Below are 18149 nucleotides of genomic sequence, written 5' to 3'. Positions count from 1 at the left end.
TCATGCGACATAGTCGCTTTTATGGCCCAAATTCGCAAGCACCTGCCGCAACTTCTTCCCTATACTGCGTCCATCGTCACTTGCCGCAGGAGATTGGACCATGGGGACTTTCAACCACCGCCGTTACCGCGCCTTCGCGCCCGTCCACAAACCGGATCGGCGCTGGCCCAACCGGCGTATGCACCACGCGCCGGTCTGGACCAGCGTCGATCTGCGCGATGGCAACCAGGCGCTGGTTTCTCCCATGAGCGTCGAGCAAAAGCTTCGGATGTTCGATTTGCTCGTGCGTATGGGCTTTCGGGAGATCGAGGTGGGTTTTCCCGCCGCCTCCCAACCCGATTTCGACTTTGTCCGGCGCATCATTGAAGAAGGGCGTATCCCCGAGCAGGTGACCATCCAGGTGCTCACCCAGGCGCGGGAAGCCCTGATTGACCGCACCTACGAGGCCTTGAAAGGGGTGCGGCGGGCGATTGTCCATGTCTACAACTCCACCAACCCGGCCCAGCGCGAGCAGGTGTTTGGCCTGGATCGGGAGGGCATCCAGGCCATTGCCGTGCGTGGCGCGGAGTGGGTGAAGGCCGGAGCCGCACGCTATCCAGAGACAGAATGGGTCTTTCAGTATTCGTCGGAGAGTTTCAGCACCACCGAGCCGGATTATGCGGTGGATATCTGCGAGGCGGTCAACGAGGTCTGGCGGCCTGATCAGGGGCAGGCGGTGATCCTCAACCTGCCCGCCACCGTCGAGTCGTCCATGCCCAACGTCTTCGCGGATCAGATTGAATGGTTCTGCGACCATTTGCGCGGGCGGGAACATGTGCAGATCAGTGTTCACAACCACAACGACCGCGGCTGCGCGGTGGCGGCGGCGGAACTGGCGGTGTTGGCGGGTGCCGACCGGGTGGAGGGCACCCTCTTCGGCAACGGCGAGCGCACCGGCAACATGGACATTCTCACCATGGCCATGAATCTCTACTCTCAGGGCATTGATCCGCAACTGGATATGTCCATGGGCACGGAAATCGCGGACATCTATACCGCGTGTACGGGTATGATCGTGCCGCCGCGCCATCCCTGGTTTGGCGAACTGGTCTATACGGCGTTTTCCGGCAGTCATCAGGACGCCATTCGCAAAGGCATGCACCATCGACGAGGACGGGCAGATGTTGCCTGGGAGGTGCCTTATCTGCCTATCGATCCAGCCGATTTGGGGCGCAAGTACGAGGAGGTGGTGCGCATCAACAGCCAGTCCGGGAAGGGCGGTGTCGCCCATGTGCTGGAGCGCGACCACGGTATTTCCTTGCCGCGCTGGTTGGCGCAGGACTTTAGCACCGTAGTGCAGGCGGCTTCCGAGCAGGAGGCCGGTGAAGTCAGCTCAGCGCAGATTTTCGCCCTGTTCGAGAGCCATTACTGCCATCCCGCGGAGGACTGGCACCTGCGCCGCTATCGTCTCAGCCGGGAAGGGGAGCAGGTCGCAGCGACCGTGGTGCTTGGTCCGGAGGCACGGCCGCATATTTTACAGGGCAAGGGGAGCGGTGCCGTAGCTGCTTTGGTCGATGCGCTGATCCAGAGTTGGGGCGTGCGTGCCGAGGTGGAACAGTTCGACCAGCATGCCCTCGGTAGCGGTACCGGCGCCCGGGCCATGGCTTGCGCCCGGGTCAGTGTGGACCATGGGCATGCGGCATCCGCAGTGGCTTTTGGTGAGGATACCACCGAGGCCGCTTTGCAGGCGGTGCTCAGTGCTATTGGTCGGTCCGTTGTAAAAAACAACGCATGGAGCACATCAATAGAACAGCAATTACGTTGATTGTCAGAACAGAAAACCCATCCCTGCCCCGAAGTAGTGTGTAAATCCACCCAAGTTTCCACTCAGGCGCACCCCTTCTTCGAGGTCCACCTCGCAGTAGGGGGAGAGCAGATATTGCACACCGCCATCCGCATCAAAACCAGACCCCTGGCCCGGTCCAGTACGGCTCTGTCCGTAGGCTTCACCGTAGAACTGCAAATTCCACAAAGGCAACCAAGTAAAGGTGATATCCGGATTAATGCTGGTGAAACGGCCACCTCCGGCAAGTGCGGGGTTAGTCTGAGATGAGATGCCCAATTGCAAGGATATTCCTGTGTCGTTGCTGGGAGCGTAGGAAACGATGCCGTTAACCGCCACTCCCAGCCCCGGGCTGCCAAATGCAGGGCTCCCGGAGGGCAGGGTAAACAAGCTTTCCACAGATCCCAACCAGTGTTTGCTATAGCCCAACTCGTGCTTGATACCGACCGTGGTGGCCGAGAACCCCTGGAGATAGGGCCTGCCGGGGACCTGCTGGAGATTATCGTTGGGCGGCAGCAGGACGAATTCGTTGTTGCCCGGTAGGCCGAAGTGGAATTCCGCCTCGGGAAAATTATTGCTATAACCCCCGGTCCCCGTAAGGTTGGCATGCTGGTAACCCAATTCCAGCACGGCTTGGCCGTATTGCACCACGCAGGCACTATCAGACACTGTGGGTCGATCGAGGAGGGCAAGTAATGCGGACGGTCCGGTGCAGGGATTTTGGGTGGCAGCCTCGGCACTTACGGCTTGGATGTTCATAATAAGCATTGCCAGCAAGGCGGTAATCGGCAAAAAATTTATTTGCATGATAAATTCCGTCGGATTGGGCGTATCACCTTCTTGTAAGGGTTCGTCACAAGTTGTTCAAAATGTCTTGCCGTTGCCATGGTTATGCCTCCTGATAACATGCAGCCACATAAAAATCATAGTTCAATTCTGGCATCCAGAGGCCATCACTATCGCAAATGACGTCAGGCTCCCCCCGGTATCTGACCGATATCCGGATGCTGGTGCAAAGGACTAACAACCACGCCTTACGCCCTTGTGGACCGCCACACCGCAACCACCACGCGCTTAGCCATCTGCGCGCCGGGCAACCCGAAGGCTTCACGCACAAAACACCAGCCGTACAGTCCCACCAGTAAGAGCAGAGCAACACCTAGAATAGACACCAGCAAGGCGGCCCCAAAAGTGTGCAAACGCGCCGACAAAAAAGTGATGCCGCCCTGTAATAACAGGCTGGCCAGCAAAAAAACCAGCCAGACCCGCACATTCACCAGTACCGCCTGAATACCGGCGAGCAGGGCCAGATAAGCTCGGGTGGTAATTCCGGCCACGATGACCCCCACGGAAAGCAGCAGAAAAGCATTACTCAACATCGTTTGTGCCGTACCCAACCCGTTAGTGATCAGGGACCGCAACCATTCGGGAAGGTTTTGCCATTCCGGCGAGCGCACATTATGCAGGGTGGCGGCAGAGGAAATATGATCATGACTCAGTATGCCCGCCAGATAATGCCGAAAGAGCAGCATCAGCATAAGCAGTGCCATTACCAGCAGCGCAATCTCTAAAATCAGACGGGACAGAGGCCACCACGGCACGTCGCGGATACTGCGCCCCACATCAATGAGCTGTGTCCTGCCCTGGTGTACCGCCATGGCTACCGCGAAAATAATGGCCATGACCCCGCAGGCAATAGGAATGCTCAGAATCAACGGCTGCCAGGCGACGTTCAACAACAGTAGCACCAGATACAGCATAACGAATGAAGCGGGAGCACCACGCAGTAAAAGTAAAGAGTCGTGCCACCAGCGCGTCATCCATCCCGCCTCGATGGACTGTGGTTTCAGAGAAGTAGCCATAGCGGGATTAAATCCGCGCGGTAGCGAAAATCCCCATGCCCTGATGATGTGATATCGTCACGGCGTGGGGATCTCCCTCCTGACCTGCCTGGCCACGATATTTGACCTTGCGGCTGTACAGGGTGCGGTCTCTTTCTACCCGCGTTGGCTGCACGCCCATACGCGCTTTGAAGCGCTTAGGGACAATGCGAATGGTCTCCTTTTTCATTTCTATAACTCCTCATAGACGCTGATTACAGCGGACTATTCTAGCATGAATATCAGCGTATTGATGTGTTTCAGAGCATCTGCGGAGGCGCCACCAGCTTGCCGACCAGCCACGCCAACGCCGTGCAGACGGCAATGATCCCCATATCCGCACCCCCCATGGCCGTTGTCGCGAATACCCGCTGAAAAAATGGCAGCCAGGAGAAAAGCCCCTGGGCAATCAGAGCAGCCAACATCGCCACCGCCAGGACGATATCCCCCCGGTCACCACGCCAGCGCCCATACATGGCCAGCAGTATTCCGGCCTCCATGCCTACCAGGGCGTTCACCGCCAGAGTATGCGCATGGCTGGCGCTGTGCAGAGTCGCATCGCCAAAAAACACCACAAAGACGGCTACCACCAGAAAGGCACTCAACCCGACGATGCGCCACCATAAAGTCCCTGGAATGAGGGCCTCTCGGACCGGACGCGGTTGGCGCTCCATCACGCCTTTATCCGCCCCCATGAATGCAAAAGCCAGAGTCAGCGTACTGGCGGTAATAGTGTTCACCCAGAGTATTTGCAGTGGAGTAATAGGTAGGGTCATTCCCGATAGCACCGCGAAAAAAATCACCAGCCCTTCCGCAAAATTAGTCGGCAGCATAAAGAAAGTCGTGCGCCGGATATTGTCATAGATGTGACGCCCCTCCGCTACGGCGGTGGCGATATGGGCAAAGTTGTCGTCACTCAGCACCATGGCCGCCGCCTCACGAGCCACGTCGCTCCCCGATTGCCCCATGGCCACGCCAATCTGCGCTTGGCGCAGGGCGGGTGCATCGTTGACACCATCACCGGTCATGGCGACCACCTCGCCGCTGGCCTGCAGGGTCTGCACCAGTTCCAGCTTGTCGGCGGGTTGCACTCTGGCGAAGACCACGGCGTCGCGGGCCAGAGCCTGCCGTTCCTCGGTATCCGCGCCGGCCCACTGGGCATGATCAACCACCGCCGCCGGACCATCCTCCAGAATACCGACCTGACGGGCGATAGTGGCCGCCGTCAGCGGATGATCGCCGGTGACCATAATCACCCGGATGCCCGCACTGCGGCAGGCGGCAATGGCGGCCGGTACGGCGGCACGCGGGGGATCCAGCAGGGCGACAACGCCCAACCAGGTCCAGCCACCATCGTCCAGAGTCTCCCATTGCCCATCCACCGCGCTGGCCAGGGCAATGGTACGCATGCCGGCAGTCGCCATGTCCGCAATAGCTTTGTGCCAATAGGCCGGAACGACTTCCGCCACCCCGCTGGCGGTCGCCATCTGCTGACAGCGCTGCAGGACCCATTCCGGGGCACCTTTAATGGCGATGCCGTCGCTGTGGCGCGTCGCCATGAAGGGCTGCTCGTGGCTGAAAGGCCGGGCATCCACCCGCGGAGATTCCATCCGCGACACGTCGACGTCCGCACCATACGTGCCCGCATAGCGGAGCAGAGCCTGTTCCAGAGGGTCACCAATACCGCTCTTATCGTTGCGTAGTTGGGCGTCATTACACAAAATCATGACCTGCAGGGCACGTTGCAGCAGGGCAGGGGAATCATCGGCGAGGACCAGGTCCTGCACGGTCATACGATTTTCCGTCAGGGTGCCCGTTTTATCGGTGCAAATGACGGTAACCGTGCCCAGGGTTTCCACCGCCGGTAAGCGACGGACGATGGCGCCCCGTTGCGCCATGCGCTGCACACCCAGCGCCAGGGTCACACTAATTATCGCTGGTAACCCTTCGGGAATAATGGCTACCGCCAGACTGATGGCGGCGAGCAGGGCGAATTCCAGCGTCTCGCCGCGCCACCAGGCGATACCCGCGGCGATGGCCGCCAGAAGAACGACGGTGAAGGCGAGAGTCCGGGATAAGCGGCTGATGCGCTCCAGCAGAGGCGAGCGCATGGTCAGGGTGGTTCCCATGAGCTGATGGATACGGCCTATTTCGGTGGCACTGCCGGTGGCGGTCACCTGGCCAACACCATCGCCCCCGGTCACCAGCGTTCCGGCCCGCAGCAGTAACTCGCCCGCGTCGCCAGAAGTGGTTTTATCCACCGGGACGGACTCCCCCGTCAGCAGGGATTCGTCCACCCGCAGGACATGCGCCTCCAGCAAGCGCATGTCCGCGCTGATACGTGCACCATTTTCTACCCGCACCCAGTCACCCGGCACCAGTGCTTCCGCAGGCAGATCTTGCCAGGTACCATCGCGACGGACCAACACCTGCGGGGCGAGAAAAGATTGCAATGCCTGCACGGCTTTCTCCGCGCGGCTCTCCTGAACAAAGCCAAGCATGGTGTTGATCAGGATCACCGCACCGATGACCGCGCCGTCCACCAGATGTCCGAGTACCAGCGATAAGAGTGCAGCGGCCAGCAGAATCGCGATGAGGGTGTTGCGAAACTGCGCCAGTAGTTGTTGCCACCAGCGCGGCGCAGGCGCCATGGGCAGACGATTGAGCCCGTACTGTTGCTGCAACGCCAAGGCAGCAGCGCTGCTCAGACCGCATGCCATTGGATCATGCTCCGTGGCGTTCATGTTGCTTCCTCCGGTCGCGCAAAAGCTGAAATTACGGTGGACTAAGTAGCTGCAAGGACCATTGGCCGTCCTCCCAGCGCCCGATTTGCGCGCCATCGGCGCCCCAGGCACCCAGCACCATGCGCCGTCCCGCCGGACCCTGCTCCCAAACGGGACGATGGGTGTGACCGTGAATCAAAACCTCATAAGGGGCACCATCCAGCGCGAAAGCACCCTCCCCGTGCAGAGCGGCGACGATGGTCTGCGGATTGGCATCGGTTATGGCTGACGCCTTGGCCCGCACTTCCCGGCTGCTGCCGCGCCGCAATCCGCGGGCGACACGCTGGAGCCAGGCATAAGGCAGGCGTCCCAGCGTCAGGCGAGTCAGCGGATGGCGAATCACCCGGCGAAAACGCTGGTAACGATGATCGTCGCTACACAGCAAGTCACCATGGGTCAGGAGGATACGTTGATCGCCCAGTTGCAGCAGCGCCGGGTCGGGCAGAGCGACAACCCCGAACTGGGCCAGAAAGTCGGCTTCCAGGGCAAAGTCCCGGTTCCCGACCATGAGGTACACCGTGGTGCCCTGCTTCTGCATATCATGGAGCAGGGCAAGGATTTCCGCATAAGGCGCTTCCGCCGCCTGATCCCGATGCACCCAGTAGTCAAACAGATCACCCAGAATAAAAACAGCCCGCGCAGTCCGGCCCTCGTGTGCGCAAAAATGGCGGAAGAGGGCGGTCAGTGCGGGCTGTGCGGAGCTCAGATGCAGGTCAGAGATGAACAGCACGGGGCCGTTATCAAAGTCTGCACCGTGCATCGTTATGGACTCAGGCCGCAGGCAGACGCTCGCCCTTGTCGATGGAGATGGTGTCCTTGGGAACGTCCTGGTACATCCCCTTGTTACCGGTCGGGGTCTTGGCGATGTCATCTACCACATCCATCCCACTGACGACTTTGCCAAATACGGCATAACCCCAGCCTGATCCAGAGGCAGTCTTGAAGTTGAGGAAATCGTTATCACTCAAATTGATGAAAAACTGCGCGGTGGCGGAGTGGGGATCATTGGTCCGCGCCATAGCAAGGGTGCCCCGCGCATTTTGCAGACCGTTTTCGGCCTCATTGGCGATAGCGGCATGGACCTTTTTTTGCTGCATGTCCGCCGTAAAACCGCCGCCCTGAATCATGAAACCGGGTATCACGCGATGAAAGATGGTGCCGTCAAAAAAACCTTCATCAACATACTTCAGAAAGTTCTCAACGGTTTTGGGCGCTTTTTCGGCGTCCAACTCAATGACGATATCACCCTTGTTGCTGTGCAGCACTACTTGCGGATTTGCCATGAACACTCCTCAGAATTCAGGGCATCAGCGCCCCGATGGAAAAATTCACCACTCAGGCCAGCGGCGACGAAGGCCAAGAGTAAAGCGACAGAGCGGGCCTTGTCGATACCCGGCCCTACTCAGGGTAGAGCGCCGTCGTTGAGATAAAGCTAATCCCGCATCTGCAGCAAGCACAAAAAAGCCTTGTTCACGGTCCACTGGAACCCCGTTTGCTAAAGTGATGCATGTAGGCTCTCATGGTACTGTCCGCCACCGCCTGATGAATTGCCACATAAAATATCAGCAGGCTCAAAATGGCTACCGCCGCCATGCCGGAAAAAAATCCAAGCACCCCCGTTCCGCCCAGAATTGCCGGGCTCAGCCAGCTGATGCCCCACAAACCCAGAAAATAGGGAATAATCCACCACATATACTGCCATCCCATTGCGGACCATCGTCCTTTCCGCCAGATACCGGTGAGCGCATAAAGGATTAGCAGGGCGAACAAAGTGCCGAAAATAAAGTTCAGGGTGTTCAGACCCGCCCAGAATACGATCCAGCTTGCCACGACGAAGGTGAGAGGTGCGATAACTGGTGCTGCCCACAAGCGAAAGGGGCGTTCCAGGTCAGGCATCGCCCGACGTAACTGAATCAGCGCGATGGGGCCGATGATATAGGACAGTACCGTCATAGAAGCGATGTAACCCACCATTTTCTGCCAGGAGGGAAACGGAAAAAAGAAGATCGCACCGACAACGTACAGTAAAATCAGGCTGGCCCAGGGGACACCATGTCGATTGATGTGCGCTACCCACTTGGGCAACGCCCCGGTATCGGCGGTCGCCAGGGTAACCCGGGCTGCCGTGGTGGTATAAATCAATGCGGTCCCGCCCGGCGATACAAACGCATCGACGTACAGCAGCACAGCCAGCCAACCAGCTCCCACCGCAGCGGCAAGGGCGGCAAAAGGACCATTAATTCCCGAAAATTGGAGGTGCTGCCAGCCCCCTGCCGCCAAATCGGCAGGCTGTATCGCGCCGATAAAAGCCACCTGTAAGGCGATATAAATTCCCGAAGCAATCAACACCGATGCAATAACGGCAATCGGTACATCCCGTTTCGGGTTTTTACTTTCTCCCGCCAGGTCGATAGCATGACGAAAACCCAGCAGGCTGAAAATCACACCGCCGGTGGCCACGGCAATGAACATCCCGTGAACATCTGCCGTTGCATTCCGTGCATGCACTACGAAATTTCCTGAGTGCCACGATGTGGCGAGCAATACCCCAACCGTCAGTACAGGAATCGAAATTTTCCACCAGGTGGCGCCATTGTTGATTTTCAACACCCAGCGTACCACCAGAAAATTGATGGCAACAAAGAAGGCTAGAAATACCAGCGCGACGGCGAAACCTTTGCTGCTGAGCAGGTCAGAATGCTGCAGCAATAATCCCGGCAGGTAATTATTAGCGTAAGTCAGTATGGCTGTAACTTCGATGGGCGCGATGGTGGCGTAAGAAAGAAAGAGAATCCAGCTCCACATATGGCCGATGATCGGGCCATTGCCCACGTGGGCCAGATGAACCACTGCACCCGCCCGGGGAATCAGCGGACCAAGTTCTGCAAAAACCAGCGCCAGCAAAAGGATAGCGAAGGCGCCGATCAGCCATGAACCGACCGCATAGGGGCCTGCCTGCTGTGCCGTATATAGTGGCCCAAACAACCATCCAGAACCAATTGAAGCACCCACACAGGCCAGTATAAGGCCGTGCAGAGAACCTTCTCGCCGCAGTTTTCCTTTTATGGTCCGATGTTTTACGGATGCCATTATTTCTCCTGGAATGAGATGCGTGTCACGCTGCGAAATGGCCAGAAAATGCGCGTTATAGAAACCATCAACTTTTCAATACATTTGTACTGATATTTATAACCAGATGAACCATCGGCGAATTTTTTAACCTGCTCGACAGCACAACGACTCCGGTCAGGAGTCGTTAGGTGATCGTTTTCAATGCGCAAAACAACGCACCACGCGTCATCGTAACGGCTCCACCCTATCAGGAGAGTTTTGCTTATGTCAACCGGTGATTTATTGTGATGCTTCGTTGAAGATGACGGTTGTCATGGATGTTGCATAGCCGCCACACCAACATGGGAAGCAATAATATTGAAACCCAGGTCATTCCGACCAGATATATATATTTTATGATAAGCAGAGAATAAATCATCTTGGCATCGCATTGCAATGTGCCATTAAACAAGATTAGAAACAATCACCAACATAGTTAGTTTTATAAATTATTCATGATATATTATGAATTAGTATCACAGCGTGGCAATGTAGCAACGAAAAAATTATCATAAGCACAACTATTTATCCATAGGTGCACATGGTTGGCATCAGAAAAAAAACATGTTACGGTACATTCCATGTGAATGGCTGGCGTGGACACATATCACGCCGTTATATTTACTGCTATTAACGGTATTCTGTTAATAGCTATTTACAAACCTAAGAGAGGAGTACCTATGAAAAAGTATTTGACGCTGCGCATTTTGTTGGGAATAGGTATTTTTGGTTGTGGCAGTACCTTGGCCCTCGCCAGTATGGGTAGTCCAATGGCCACACAGCAACAATCTTCGAGTTCGGCTATGCCGTCGAGTCAGGGCGCCCATGCGCCCAACCAGATGTCGGCGCAGCCCTCTTCAGGACCTAAGGTGGGCCCCGGAGAGTTACATCATTTTGCTGCGGCGATCATAGCGGTCCGCCCGATCAATCAAAAGGTCCGTCGTGATCTCGCTACGCAAAAATTGACGCAGACCCAGCATCAACAATTGATTCAGACATATACCCAGAAGGTTAAGACAGTACTGACGAAGAATCATCTCTCACCAGTTGCCTACGAGACGTTAATGAAAAAGGCGCAAACGAATCCGGCATTCGCGCAGCGTGTCGAAACCGTAATAAAGGCGCATAGCGGATAGAGAGTTTCCTTGCTGCCTGAGAGGCTTCGTCAGTAGCGATAGCCTCGCGGGCATTCTCTTTGCGGAATATATCCACCAACGATTGTACCGCACCAATGTCAATGGTGCGGTACATGGCATATCGCGCTAATCACTTTTATCGACGACTTCGCACACTAAGGTGCCCTGCGCCAGGGTTGCGCTGATTTGCGCATGCACCGCGACGGACTCGCTGCCAAAAATAACCTTGCCGGACCCGTCGCGAAGGACAGCAAAACCCCGCTGCAGTACGGCCAAGGGGTCCAGCAGGTGTAAGGCCGCCACCAGTCGCTGCTGCTGCGCCTCGGCGCTGGCCAATCGCTTATCTATCGCCAGAACCAGCGCGGTGCGCCGGGTTTTCAGCATCTCATTCAGGCTTTGCAAGCGCTGGCGCGGGTCTTGCCGCAAACGCCGCGCCTGAAGGACCAGCAGTTGTCCGCCGCATTCGGCCTGGCGACGCCACATGGCCTGCCGCAAGGCCTCATGTGCCATGCACAAACGGCGCTCCGCATCCTGCACCCGTTCACCGGGGTGACGAAGGCGCAGTCGCAAATAATCGAGACGCTGGGCCGCGTCCCGCAGCATGCGCTGCATGGACTGCTCCAGTTGTCGGCGTTGTGCCTGCACCTGCGGCAACCACTCAGCACGGTCGGGGCTAACCGCTGCCGCCGCTGCGGTGGGGGTCGCTGCCCGCAGGTCACCGGCGAAATCGGCAATGGTGAAATCAATTTCATGACCAATGCCGGTCACCACCGGTACCGGGCAGGCACGGATCGCCCGCGCCACGTTTTCTTCATTAAAACACCACAGATCTTCTGCACTGCCGCCGCCACGCGCCAAGATCACCACGTCTTCCCGCCGTCGACTGGCGATGCGACCTAGCGCCGTGCAAATCTGTGCCGCCGCCTGATCGCCCTGCACCAGCACCGGATAAACCATTACCGCGAGCATGGGCCAGCGCCGCGCCAGCGTCACCCGGATGTCATGCAGTGCCGCTCCGCTCGCGGAAGTGACCACGGCAATCCGCTGCGGCCAGCGGGGAAGGGGTCGCTTCAACTCCGGCGCAAAAAGCCCTTCGGCCGCGAGCTTGTTCTTCAGTGCCGCAAAGCGCGCCTGTAAATCACCCTCACCGGCATCCAGCAATTGCTCGACAATCAACTGAAACTCGCCGCGTCCTTCATACAGGCTCGGCTGAGCCAGTACCTGCACCTGCATGCCATTGTGCGGCTGTATCTGCGTATAGGCATTACGCTGGCGGAACATCGCACAGCGCACCTGCGCCCGCGCATCCTTCAACGAAAAATACCAGTGTCCCGATCCGGGGCTGCTGAAGTTGGAAAGCTCGCCCTCTACCCTCAATAGCGGGAAGTTCCCCTCGATAATTTCGCGGACAGCACCGTTCAGTGCACTGACGGTAAGTATTGGGATCGGCGCATTACTCATGGTCATAGCATACTCTCATGGCTGATGGGACGAAGATCAGGAACTCTTGACCCTGTCCCCTTCCGCGTTTTAAGGTCAGCATCATACACTTTTCTGTCATTCGGGATGGTCCCGCATGCTTGGCGCATTCCCGCGCGAACACCCCACTTAAAAGGGAGTTATTATGGCCGTAATAGAGCTCACGCACGCCAATTTTGAAGCCGTTGTCACCGAAAATGATATGGTAATCATCGATTTCTGGGCCTCCTGGTGCGCGCCCTGCAAGGCTTTTGCCCCCACCTTTGAGGCGGCTGCCGAAAAATATCCAGGTATCATCTTCGGCAAGGTCAATACCGATGCGGAACAGGAGTTGGCTGGCTCTTTCCAGATTCGCTCTATTCCTACGCTGACGGTTTTCCGTCAGCAGATCGGAATTTTTTCGCAGGCCGGTTCACTGCCTGCCAGCGCGCTGGACGAAGTCATTCAGCAGGCGCTGGCACTGGATATGGACAAAGTCCGCGCCGAAATTGCCGATCAGCCGGCCGTGACGTCGCACTGAGCACCTCTCTTGCGCTGATCCAGGAGCCTGCGAATCTAAAGCAGAGAACCGACCGGGCAAAGCGATGACCGCTGATAACCTATGAGATTATCCCCCTCCGGCCGACACATGCCGCACGCCCAGAAAATGCATATTCAGCGGAATTTCTATTTTACGGGTTTGCTCCGCGAGCTGCTTTGAGAATGGCATATATGGGAAGGAGAGCCGAATAATCCGTTCCGCTGCCGCATCCAGGGCTTTATTCCCCGACGACTGCACCATAATGATGCGCTTAAGGTCCCCCTGCGGATTCAGTACTACTTTGACCTTGAGTTGCCCGACCATGTCTCCCGGGTAATTAAGATCGCCGATCCGCTCCAGTTTCTGTATCCATCCGGCGATATAAAAATCCGCCACTGGACCCTTCGGATTCTTAAACTTCGGTAATGGCGGGCTGGCCGTTGCGGCACGGGCCACCTGATCCATCTGTTGCTCCAGCCTGCCGATGCTGAGATGCGGCAAAGGTTGCGGTTGCGCACTGGGAGATGCCGGTGTCCTCTCTGGTGACACCCGCTGCGGCAGCGGATGTGTCCGCGCCGGGACGCGGCGGGGTTGCGGTACCGGTCGCGGTCTGGGCTGCGGATGTGCGGCGGGGACGACCCGATGTGGCACTACTACCGGCCTGCTGAGCGGTGCGACCCGAGGCTTGGTTGGACTGGGTGCCTGGGACCGAATAGGTTTCGGCATGATGTGGAAGGTTTTGTGGACCGTTGTGTGATTCGGCAACGACTGCCTTTTCGGCTTCTGAATATGGACAAAGAAAATAATACCCGCCGCCATGAGCAGGGCGGAGAGCAGCAGCCAAGGCAGCAGGCTCTCACTCCAGTGGGGCTTTTCCTCAGGAACCAGAAAATAAAACTTGTTTTCAGCGATGGCCAATCGTCCTAACCTCGCGGCAACGCCGCCCCACGCAATTCAACCCGCCCACGCTCCGCAGGCACTGGGCGTAAGCTTGAATCATCGACCGCCCTGAGTAAAGGCGGCGCACCGTACTCAGGCCGCCTGCTTCCGCACGCTGGGGATATGCGGCAGAAATGCGGCCAACACACCGAGCAAAGGCAGGAAAGCACATATTTGATATACCATCTGGATACTCCAGATGTCTGCCAGTTCCCCCAGCAATGCGGCACCCACCCCGCCCAGACCAAAAGCCAGCCCGAAAAACAGACCGGAAATGGTCCCGACCTTGCCGGGCACCAATTCTTGCGCGTACACCACAATGGCTGGGAAGGCCGAAGCCAGCAAAAAACCGATAATCATTGTCAAAATGGCACTCAGGGTCAGGCCCACGTAGGGCAAAACGAGGGTGAAGGGCGCGATCCCCAGCAAAGAAACCCAAATCACCTTCTTACGGCCAATCCGGTCACCAATCGGCCCCCCCATCAATGTCCCCGCTGCCACCGCCGCGAGAAAAATGAAAAGATGCATCTGCGCTTCCTGCGTCGCAATATGAAAGCGCTGCATCAAGTAGAAAATCAGATAGCTGCTGATGCTGGTCAAATACAAAAACTTGGAGAACATCAGCGCGACCAGAATGAGAATGCTGCGGCGCACCAGTTTGGGCGGCAGCAAGGGCTCCACGATCTTTGCCGTTAGCCTTTTGGGCTGCCGTTGCTGACGCTGATACCAGCGCCCCACGAAAGAAAGAATCACGATGGCGAGTAACGCCGCCAGTGAAAACCACGACAGGCTGTGCTGACCGTTGGGCATGATGATAAACGCGGCCAGCAATGGGCCCACCGCCGCGCCCACATTACCACCCACCTGAAAGATGGATTGCGCCAGCCCGTGGCGCCCGCCGGAGGCCATCCGCGCCACCCGCGAGGACTCAGGATGAAATACCGATGAACCCAGGCCTACCAATGCCGCCGCCAATAAGAGCGCTTCATAATTCGGAGCCACGGATAGCAACAGTAACCCGCCAAAGGTAAACAGCATGCCGAAGGGCAATGAATAAGGCATGGGGTGGCGATCGGTAAAACGCCCAAGCAACGGTTGAATGATGGATGCGGTCAACTGATAGGCCAGGGTAATCAACCCGATCTGCGCAAAGCTCAAGTCAAAATTACTTTTGAACAGCGGATACACCGCCAGCATCAGCGACTGAATACTATCATTGAGAAAATGTGACACGCTGATAGCGCCGAGCACCTCGAAGCGGGTGACATCGCCGACTGCGCTCGGCGCACTCCCGACCTTTTGCAGAAACATGGCTGAAGCCCTTAAGATATGGACGGCACGAATTTTAGGGTCTGGCGAACGTACCGTCCAGTCTGAATCTTCGTTATCCCTTGCCCCGAGGACTGGGCCTAGTGTTTAATTGGCGAACATGGAAAAGCACATGAACGATGAATCGTCCCCCGTGGAAGCCCCCGCAGACTTCGCAAGTACCTTGGATGCCTTGGAAGAGACCGTTCGCCGCCTGGAAGGGGGGCAGTTGGGTCTGGAAGATGCTGTCGCCCTTTTTCAGCGCGGCATGGAGCTGTCCCGGCACGCTGAGGCGCAGTTACTACATGCCCGGCAGACTGTGGAAATATTACTCGGAGAGGACGCGGCTCCCACTCCGCTTACTCAGGAAGAAGACGTATGACCTTGGATGCCGTTGTGAACAATGAAACTTTTGCGCAGTTCCGGAAGCGCTCGGTACAGCGCACCGAAAGCGTTCTGGGAACACTGCTGCCTTCGGCGCACATCCTGCCCGCGCGTCTGCATGACGCCATGCGTTACAGTACGCTGGGTGGCGGTAAGCGTATTCGTCCCTTGCTGGTGTACGCGACGGGTGCCTGCCTGGGGGTGCCGCTGGAGCATCTGGACCGTCCCGCGGTGGCACTGGAAATGATTCACGCCTATTCGCTTGTCCATGACGATCTCCCGGCTATGGATAATGATGATCTGCGCCGTGGTCAGCCTACCTGTCATCGCGCTTATGACGAGGCCACCGCCATTCTCGTGGGCGATGCCCTGCAGGCGCAAGCCTTTCAGGTGCTGGCTGAGCCGGGTTGGGGAGTGCCTGCCGAATGGCAGGTGCAGATGCTGGCAACCCTTGCCCAGGCCTCTGGCTCGCGGGGTATGGTAGGCGGGCAGGCCATTGACTTGGCCGCCGTGGGTCATGAATTGGCCTTACCCGCACTGGAGCAGATGCACCTGCACAAGACGGGCATGCTCATTCGCTGCGCCGTACAGTTGGCGCTCTGCGCCGCCGGTATTGGTGAGAAGGAATCGAAAGGCGCGGTACTGCTGCGTTACGCCGACCGCGTCGGGCTCGCCTTTCAGGTACAGGACGATATCCTCGACGAGATTGGCGATTTGCAACAGACTGGAAAAGCGCAGCAAGGCGCGGATCGCAGCCGTAACAAGCCCAGTTTTGTTACCTTGCTCGGCCTTGTCGAAGCGCAAAATTATGCCCGGCGTCTGCTCGACGAGGCTTTGGAGGCTTTGCAGTCCTGGCAGACAGAAGCCGATCACCTCCGCGCCCTGGCGCGCCTCATTGTAGAGCGCAATAAATGAGCGATTTGTTGAAGGACATTCCCATGCCTGCCGAGTTGCGGCAGATGTCGCGTAGCGAGCAAAAAGGCGTGGCCAAAAGGGTACGTCAGTTTCTCCTGGAAACGGTCAGCCAGACAGGTGGACATCTCTCCTCCTGTCTGGGGGCCGTGGAACTGACTGTGGCGCTGCATGCGGTATTCAACACACCAGAGGATCGCCTGATCTGGGACGTCGGCCATCAGGCATATCCCCACAAAATCCTGACCGGGCGCGGCCCGCTTTTCCCCCGGTTGCGCATCAAGGACGGTCTCTCCGGTTTCCTCAAGCGGGACGAAAGCCCCTATGACAGCTTTGGCGCTGGTCACTCCAGCACTTCTATCAGTGCTGCTTTGGGGATGGCCGTGGCTGCCAAGCTGGGGCATAAATCACGGGAAGTGGTGGCGATCATCGGCGATGGTGCCATGACGGCAGGCCTCGCCTATGAGGCTTTGAATAACGGTGGCGTCCTGGATGCCAACTTGCTGGTCATCCTCAATGATAATGAGATGTCTATCTCACCCAATGTGGGTGCGGTATCCCAATACCTGACGCGTATCCTCTCAGGGCGCCTCTATAACACGGTGCGCGAAGGTGCGGGGCAGGCCCTGAGCTTTGTACCACCCTTGCGTGAACTGGCAAAAAAGGCGGAAGAAGGGGTTAAGGGGCTGGTGGCGCCGGGGACGCTGTTTGAGGAAATGGGATTTCATTATTTCGGTCCCATTGATGGCCACGATCTGGATACGTTGATCCAGACGCTTGAAAACCTAAAAAAAATCAAAGGGCCACGCTTGCTCCATGTCATCACTAAAAAAGGTAAGGGCTACGGTCCCGCCGAGCAGGACCCGTGTGGCTATCACGGTGTGACCCCGTTTAACCAGACGGATGGCAAAATGGCCAAGAAATCCGCCGGTGCGGCCAGTTATACGCAAGTGTTCGGCGATTGGCTCTGTGATAAGGGTGCGGCAGAAAAGCAGCTGGTCGCTATCACGCCGGCCATGCGCGAGGGCTCCGGGCTGGTGCGCTTTGCGCAACTGTTTCCCGAGCGCTATTTTGATGTGGGTATTGCTGAGCAGCATGCAGTGACTTTTGCTGCGGGCCTGGCCTGTGACGGCATTCACCCGGTGGTCGCCATCTACTCCACCTTTCTGCAGCGGGCCTATGATCAGCTCCTGCATGACGTGGCCATCCAGAATCTGCCGGTGCTTTTTGCCATTGACCGCGCGGGATTGGTGGGCGCCGACGGTGCCACTCATCAGGGTGCTTTTGACATGGCCTATGCCCGCTGCATTCCCAATCTGGTTATTATGGCACCAAAAGATGAGCAGGAAATGCGCGACATGCTCAACACGGGCTTTGCCTATCAGGGGCCAGCGCTGGTGCGTTATCCGCGCGGTAACGGCCGGGGCTTGGCGCTGGACAAGGATTTGTCACGGCAGATCCCCATCGGTAGGGCGGAGGTGCTGCGGGAAGGTAAGGAACTGGCGATTCTCGCCTTTGGTACGCGGACTGCGGCAGCGATGGTGGCCGGTGCGGCGCTCGACGCTACCGTCGTCAATATGCGTTTCGTCAAACCGCTGGACACGGAATTACTGACCAGTCTGGCGCAAAGTCATCGGGCATTCCTGACTGTGGAGGAAGGCTCACGCATGGGGGGGGCCGGTAGTGCCGTCGCGGAGTTCCTGCTCAATGAGGGTGTCGTGCGGCCTCTGCGTTTGCTCGGTTTTCCCGACACCTTTATCGAACAGGGCGATGCCAGCCAATGGCTTGCCGATCTGGGTCTGGATGCTGCAGGGATCGAGAAATCCGGCGGGGAATTGCTCGCATTGCTTGCCCGGTCACCGTCCGGGGCGTAGT

General features: G+C 57.5%; 16 protein-coding genes. 6 read left to right on the top strand and 10 right to left on the bottom strand.

Features of this window, described 5'->3' with window-relative positions; all coding sequences use genetic code 11:
• The first annotated feature begins 100 nt into the window (after positions 1-100).
• The gene (locus H2515_RS07395; RefSeq protein WP_198661312.1) at positions 101-1804 is read left to right on the top strand and encodes a 2-isopropylmalate synthase; all 1704 of its coding nucleotides are present in this window, start codon (positions 101-103) and stop codon (positions 1802-1804) included.
• Positions 1805-1807: 3 nt separating this feature from the next.
• Here the strand turns inward: H2515_RS07395 and H2515_RS07390 are convergent, their stop codons facing one another.
• From H2515_RS07390 to H2515_RS07360, 7 genes are all read right to left on the bottom strand, one after another.
• A complete protein-coding gene (locus tag H2515_RS07390; RefSeq protein ID WP_198661311.1) occupies positions 1808-2629 on the bottom strand; it encodes a hypothetical protein in 822 nt (273 codons plus the stop codon).
• A 227-nt stretch (positions 2630-2856) separates the two neighbouring features.
• Positions 2857-3684, bottom strand: a complete 828-nt coding sequence (locus H2515_RS07385) for a hypothetical protein (RefSeq protein ID WP_198661310.1) — start codon at positions 3682-3684, stop codon at positions 2857-2859.
• 7 nt (positions 3685-3691) lie between these two features.
• Positions 3692-3892: a hypothetical protein gene (locus tag H2515_RS07380; RefSeq protein WP_198661309.1), complete on the bottom strand. Its 201-nt coding sequence runs from the start codon at positions 3890-3892 to the stop codon at positions 3692-3694.
• Between the two features lie 70 nt (positions 3893-3962).
• Positions 3963-6446, bottom strand: coding sequence for a cation-translocating P-type ATPase (locus H2515_RS07375; protein WP_198661308.1), 2484 nt, complete (start codon positions 6444-6446; stop codon positions 3963-3965).
• Between the two features lie 31 nt (positions 6447-6477).
• Positions 6478-7245 (bottom strand): UDP-2,3-diacylglucosamine diphosphatase, encoded by a 768-nt coding sequence (locus H2515_RS07370; RefSeq protein ID WP_198661307.1) that lies wholly within the window; start codon positions 7243-7245, stop codon positions 6478-6480.
• Positions 7246-7255: 10 nt separating this feature from the next.
• Positions 7256-7768, bottom strand: a complete 513-nt coding sequence (locus H2515_RS07365) for a peptidylprolyl isomerase (RefSeq protein ID WP_198661306.1) — start codon at positions 7766-7768, stop codon at positions 7256-7258.
• A 187-nt stretch (positions 7769-7955) separates the two neighbouring features.
• Complete coding sequence (locus tag H2515_RS07360; RefSeq protein WP_198661305.1) at positions 7956-9575, bottom strand: APC family permease; 1620 nt, start codon at positions 9573-9575, stop codon at positions 7956-7958.
• A gap of 701 nt (positions 9576-10276) precedes the next feature.
• Here H2515_RS07360 and H2515_RS07355 point away from each other — a divergent pair.
• Positions 10277-10732 (top strand): DUF4168 domain-containing protein, encoded by a 456-nt coding sequence (locus H2515_RS07355; protein ID WP_035192814.1) that lies wholly within the window; start codon positions 10277-10279, stop codon positions 10730-10732.
• 126 nt (positions 10733-10858) lie between these two features.
• On the opposite strand, the gene xseA is transcribed toward H2515_RS07355, so the two are convergent.
• On the bottom strand, positions 10859-12199 hold the full coding sequence (gene xseA / locus H2515_RS07350; RefSeq protein WP_198661304.1) for an exodeoxyribonuclease VII large subunit: 1341 nt from the start codon (positions 12197-12199) through the stop codon (positions 10859-10861).
• 157 nt (positions 12200-12356) lie between these two features.
• On the opposite strand from xseA, the gene trxA reads away from it, so the two are divergent.
• Positions 12357-12731, top strand: coding sequence for a thioredoxin (gene trxA, locus H2515_RS07345; protein WP_035192818.1), 375 nt, complete (start codon positions 12357-12359; stop codon positions 12729-12731).
• An 87-nt stretch (positions 12732-12818) separates the two neighbouring features.
• On the opposite strand, the gene H2515_RS07340 is transcribed toward trxA, so the two are convergent.
• Complete coding sequence (locus H2515_RS07340; RefSeq protein WP_198661303.1) at positions 12819-13649, bottom strand: energy transducer TonB; 831 nt, start codon at positions 13647-13649, stop codon at positions 12819-12821.
• A 114-nt stretch (positions 13650-13763) separates the two neighbouring features.
• A complete protein-coding gene (locus tag H2515_RS07335) occupies positions 13764-14981 on the bottom strand; it encodes an MFS transporter (protein WP_198661302.1) in 1218 nt (405 codons plus the stop codon).
• A gap of 130 nt (positions 14982-15111) precedes the next feature.
• On the opposite strand from H2515_RS07335, the gene xseB reads away from it, so the two are divergent.
• Genes xseB through dxs form a run of 3 tightly spaced genes read left to right on the top strand, consistent with a single transcriptional unit; the run spans position 15112 to position 18148 of the window.
• A complete protein-coding gene (xseB, locus tag H2515_RS07330; protein WP_065413568.1) occupies positions 15112-15360 on the top strand; it encodes an exodeoxyribonuclease VII small subunit in 249 nt (82 codons plus the stop codon).
• The gene (locus H2515_RS07325) at positions 15357-16277 is read left to right on the top strand and encodes a farnesyl diphosphate synthase (protein ID WP_014029088.1); all 921 of its coding nucleotides are present in this window, start codon (positions 15357-15359) and stop codon (positions 16275-16277) included. Before xseB ends, H2515_RS07325 begins: the two co-directional genes overlap by 4 nt.
• The gene (gene dxs, locus H2515_RS07320) at positions 16274-18148 is read left to right on the top strand and encodes a 1-deoxy-D-xylulose-5-phosphate synthase (protein ID WP_198661301.1); all 1875 of its coding nucleotides are present in this window, start codon (positions 16274-16276) and stop codon (positions 18146-18148) included. The genes H2515_RS07325 and dxs overlap by 4 nt, the downstream gene beginning before the upstream one ends.
• Position 18149 lies beyond the last annotated feature (1 nt).

The organism is Acidithiobacillus ferrivorans (assembly GCF_016250455.1).
In the GTDB taxonomy this organism is placed as follows: Bacteria; Pseudomonadota; Gammaproteobacteria; order Acidithiobacillales; family Acidithiobacillaceae; genus Acidithiobacillus; species Acidithiobacillus ferrivorans.
This window is presented reverse-complemented; position numbering and strand designations above follow the sequence as displayed.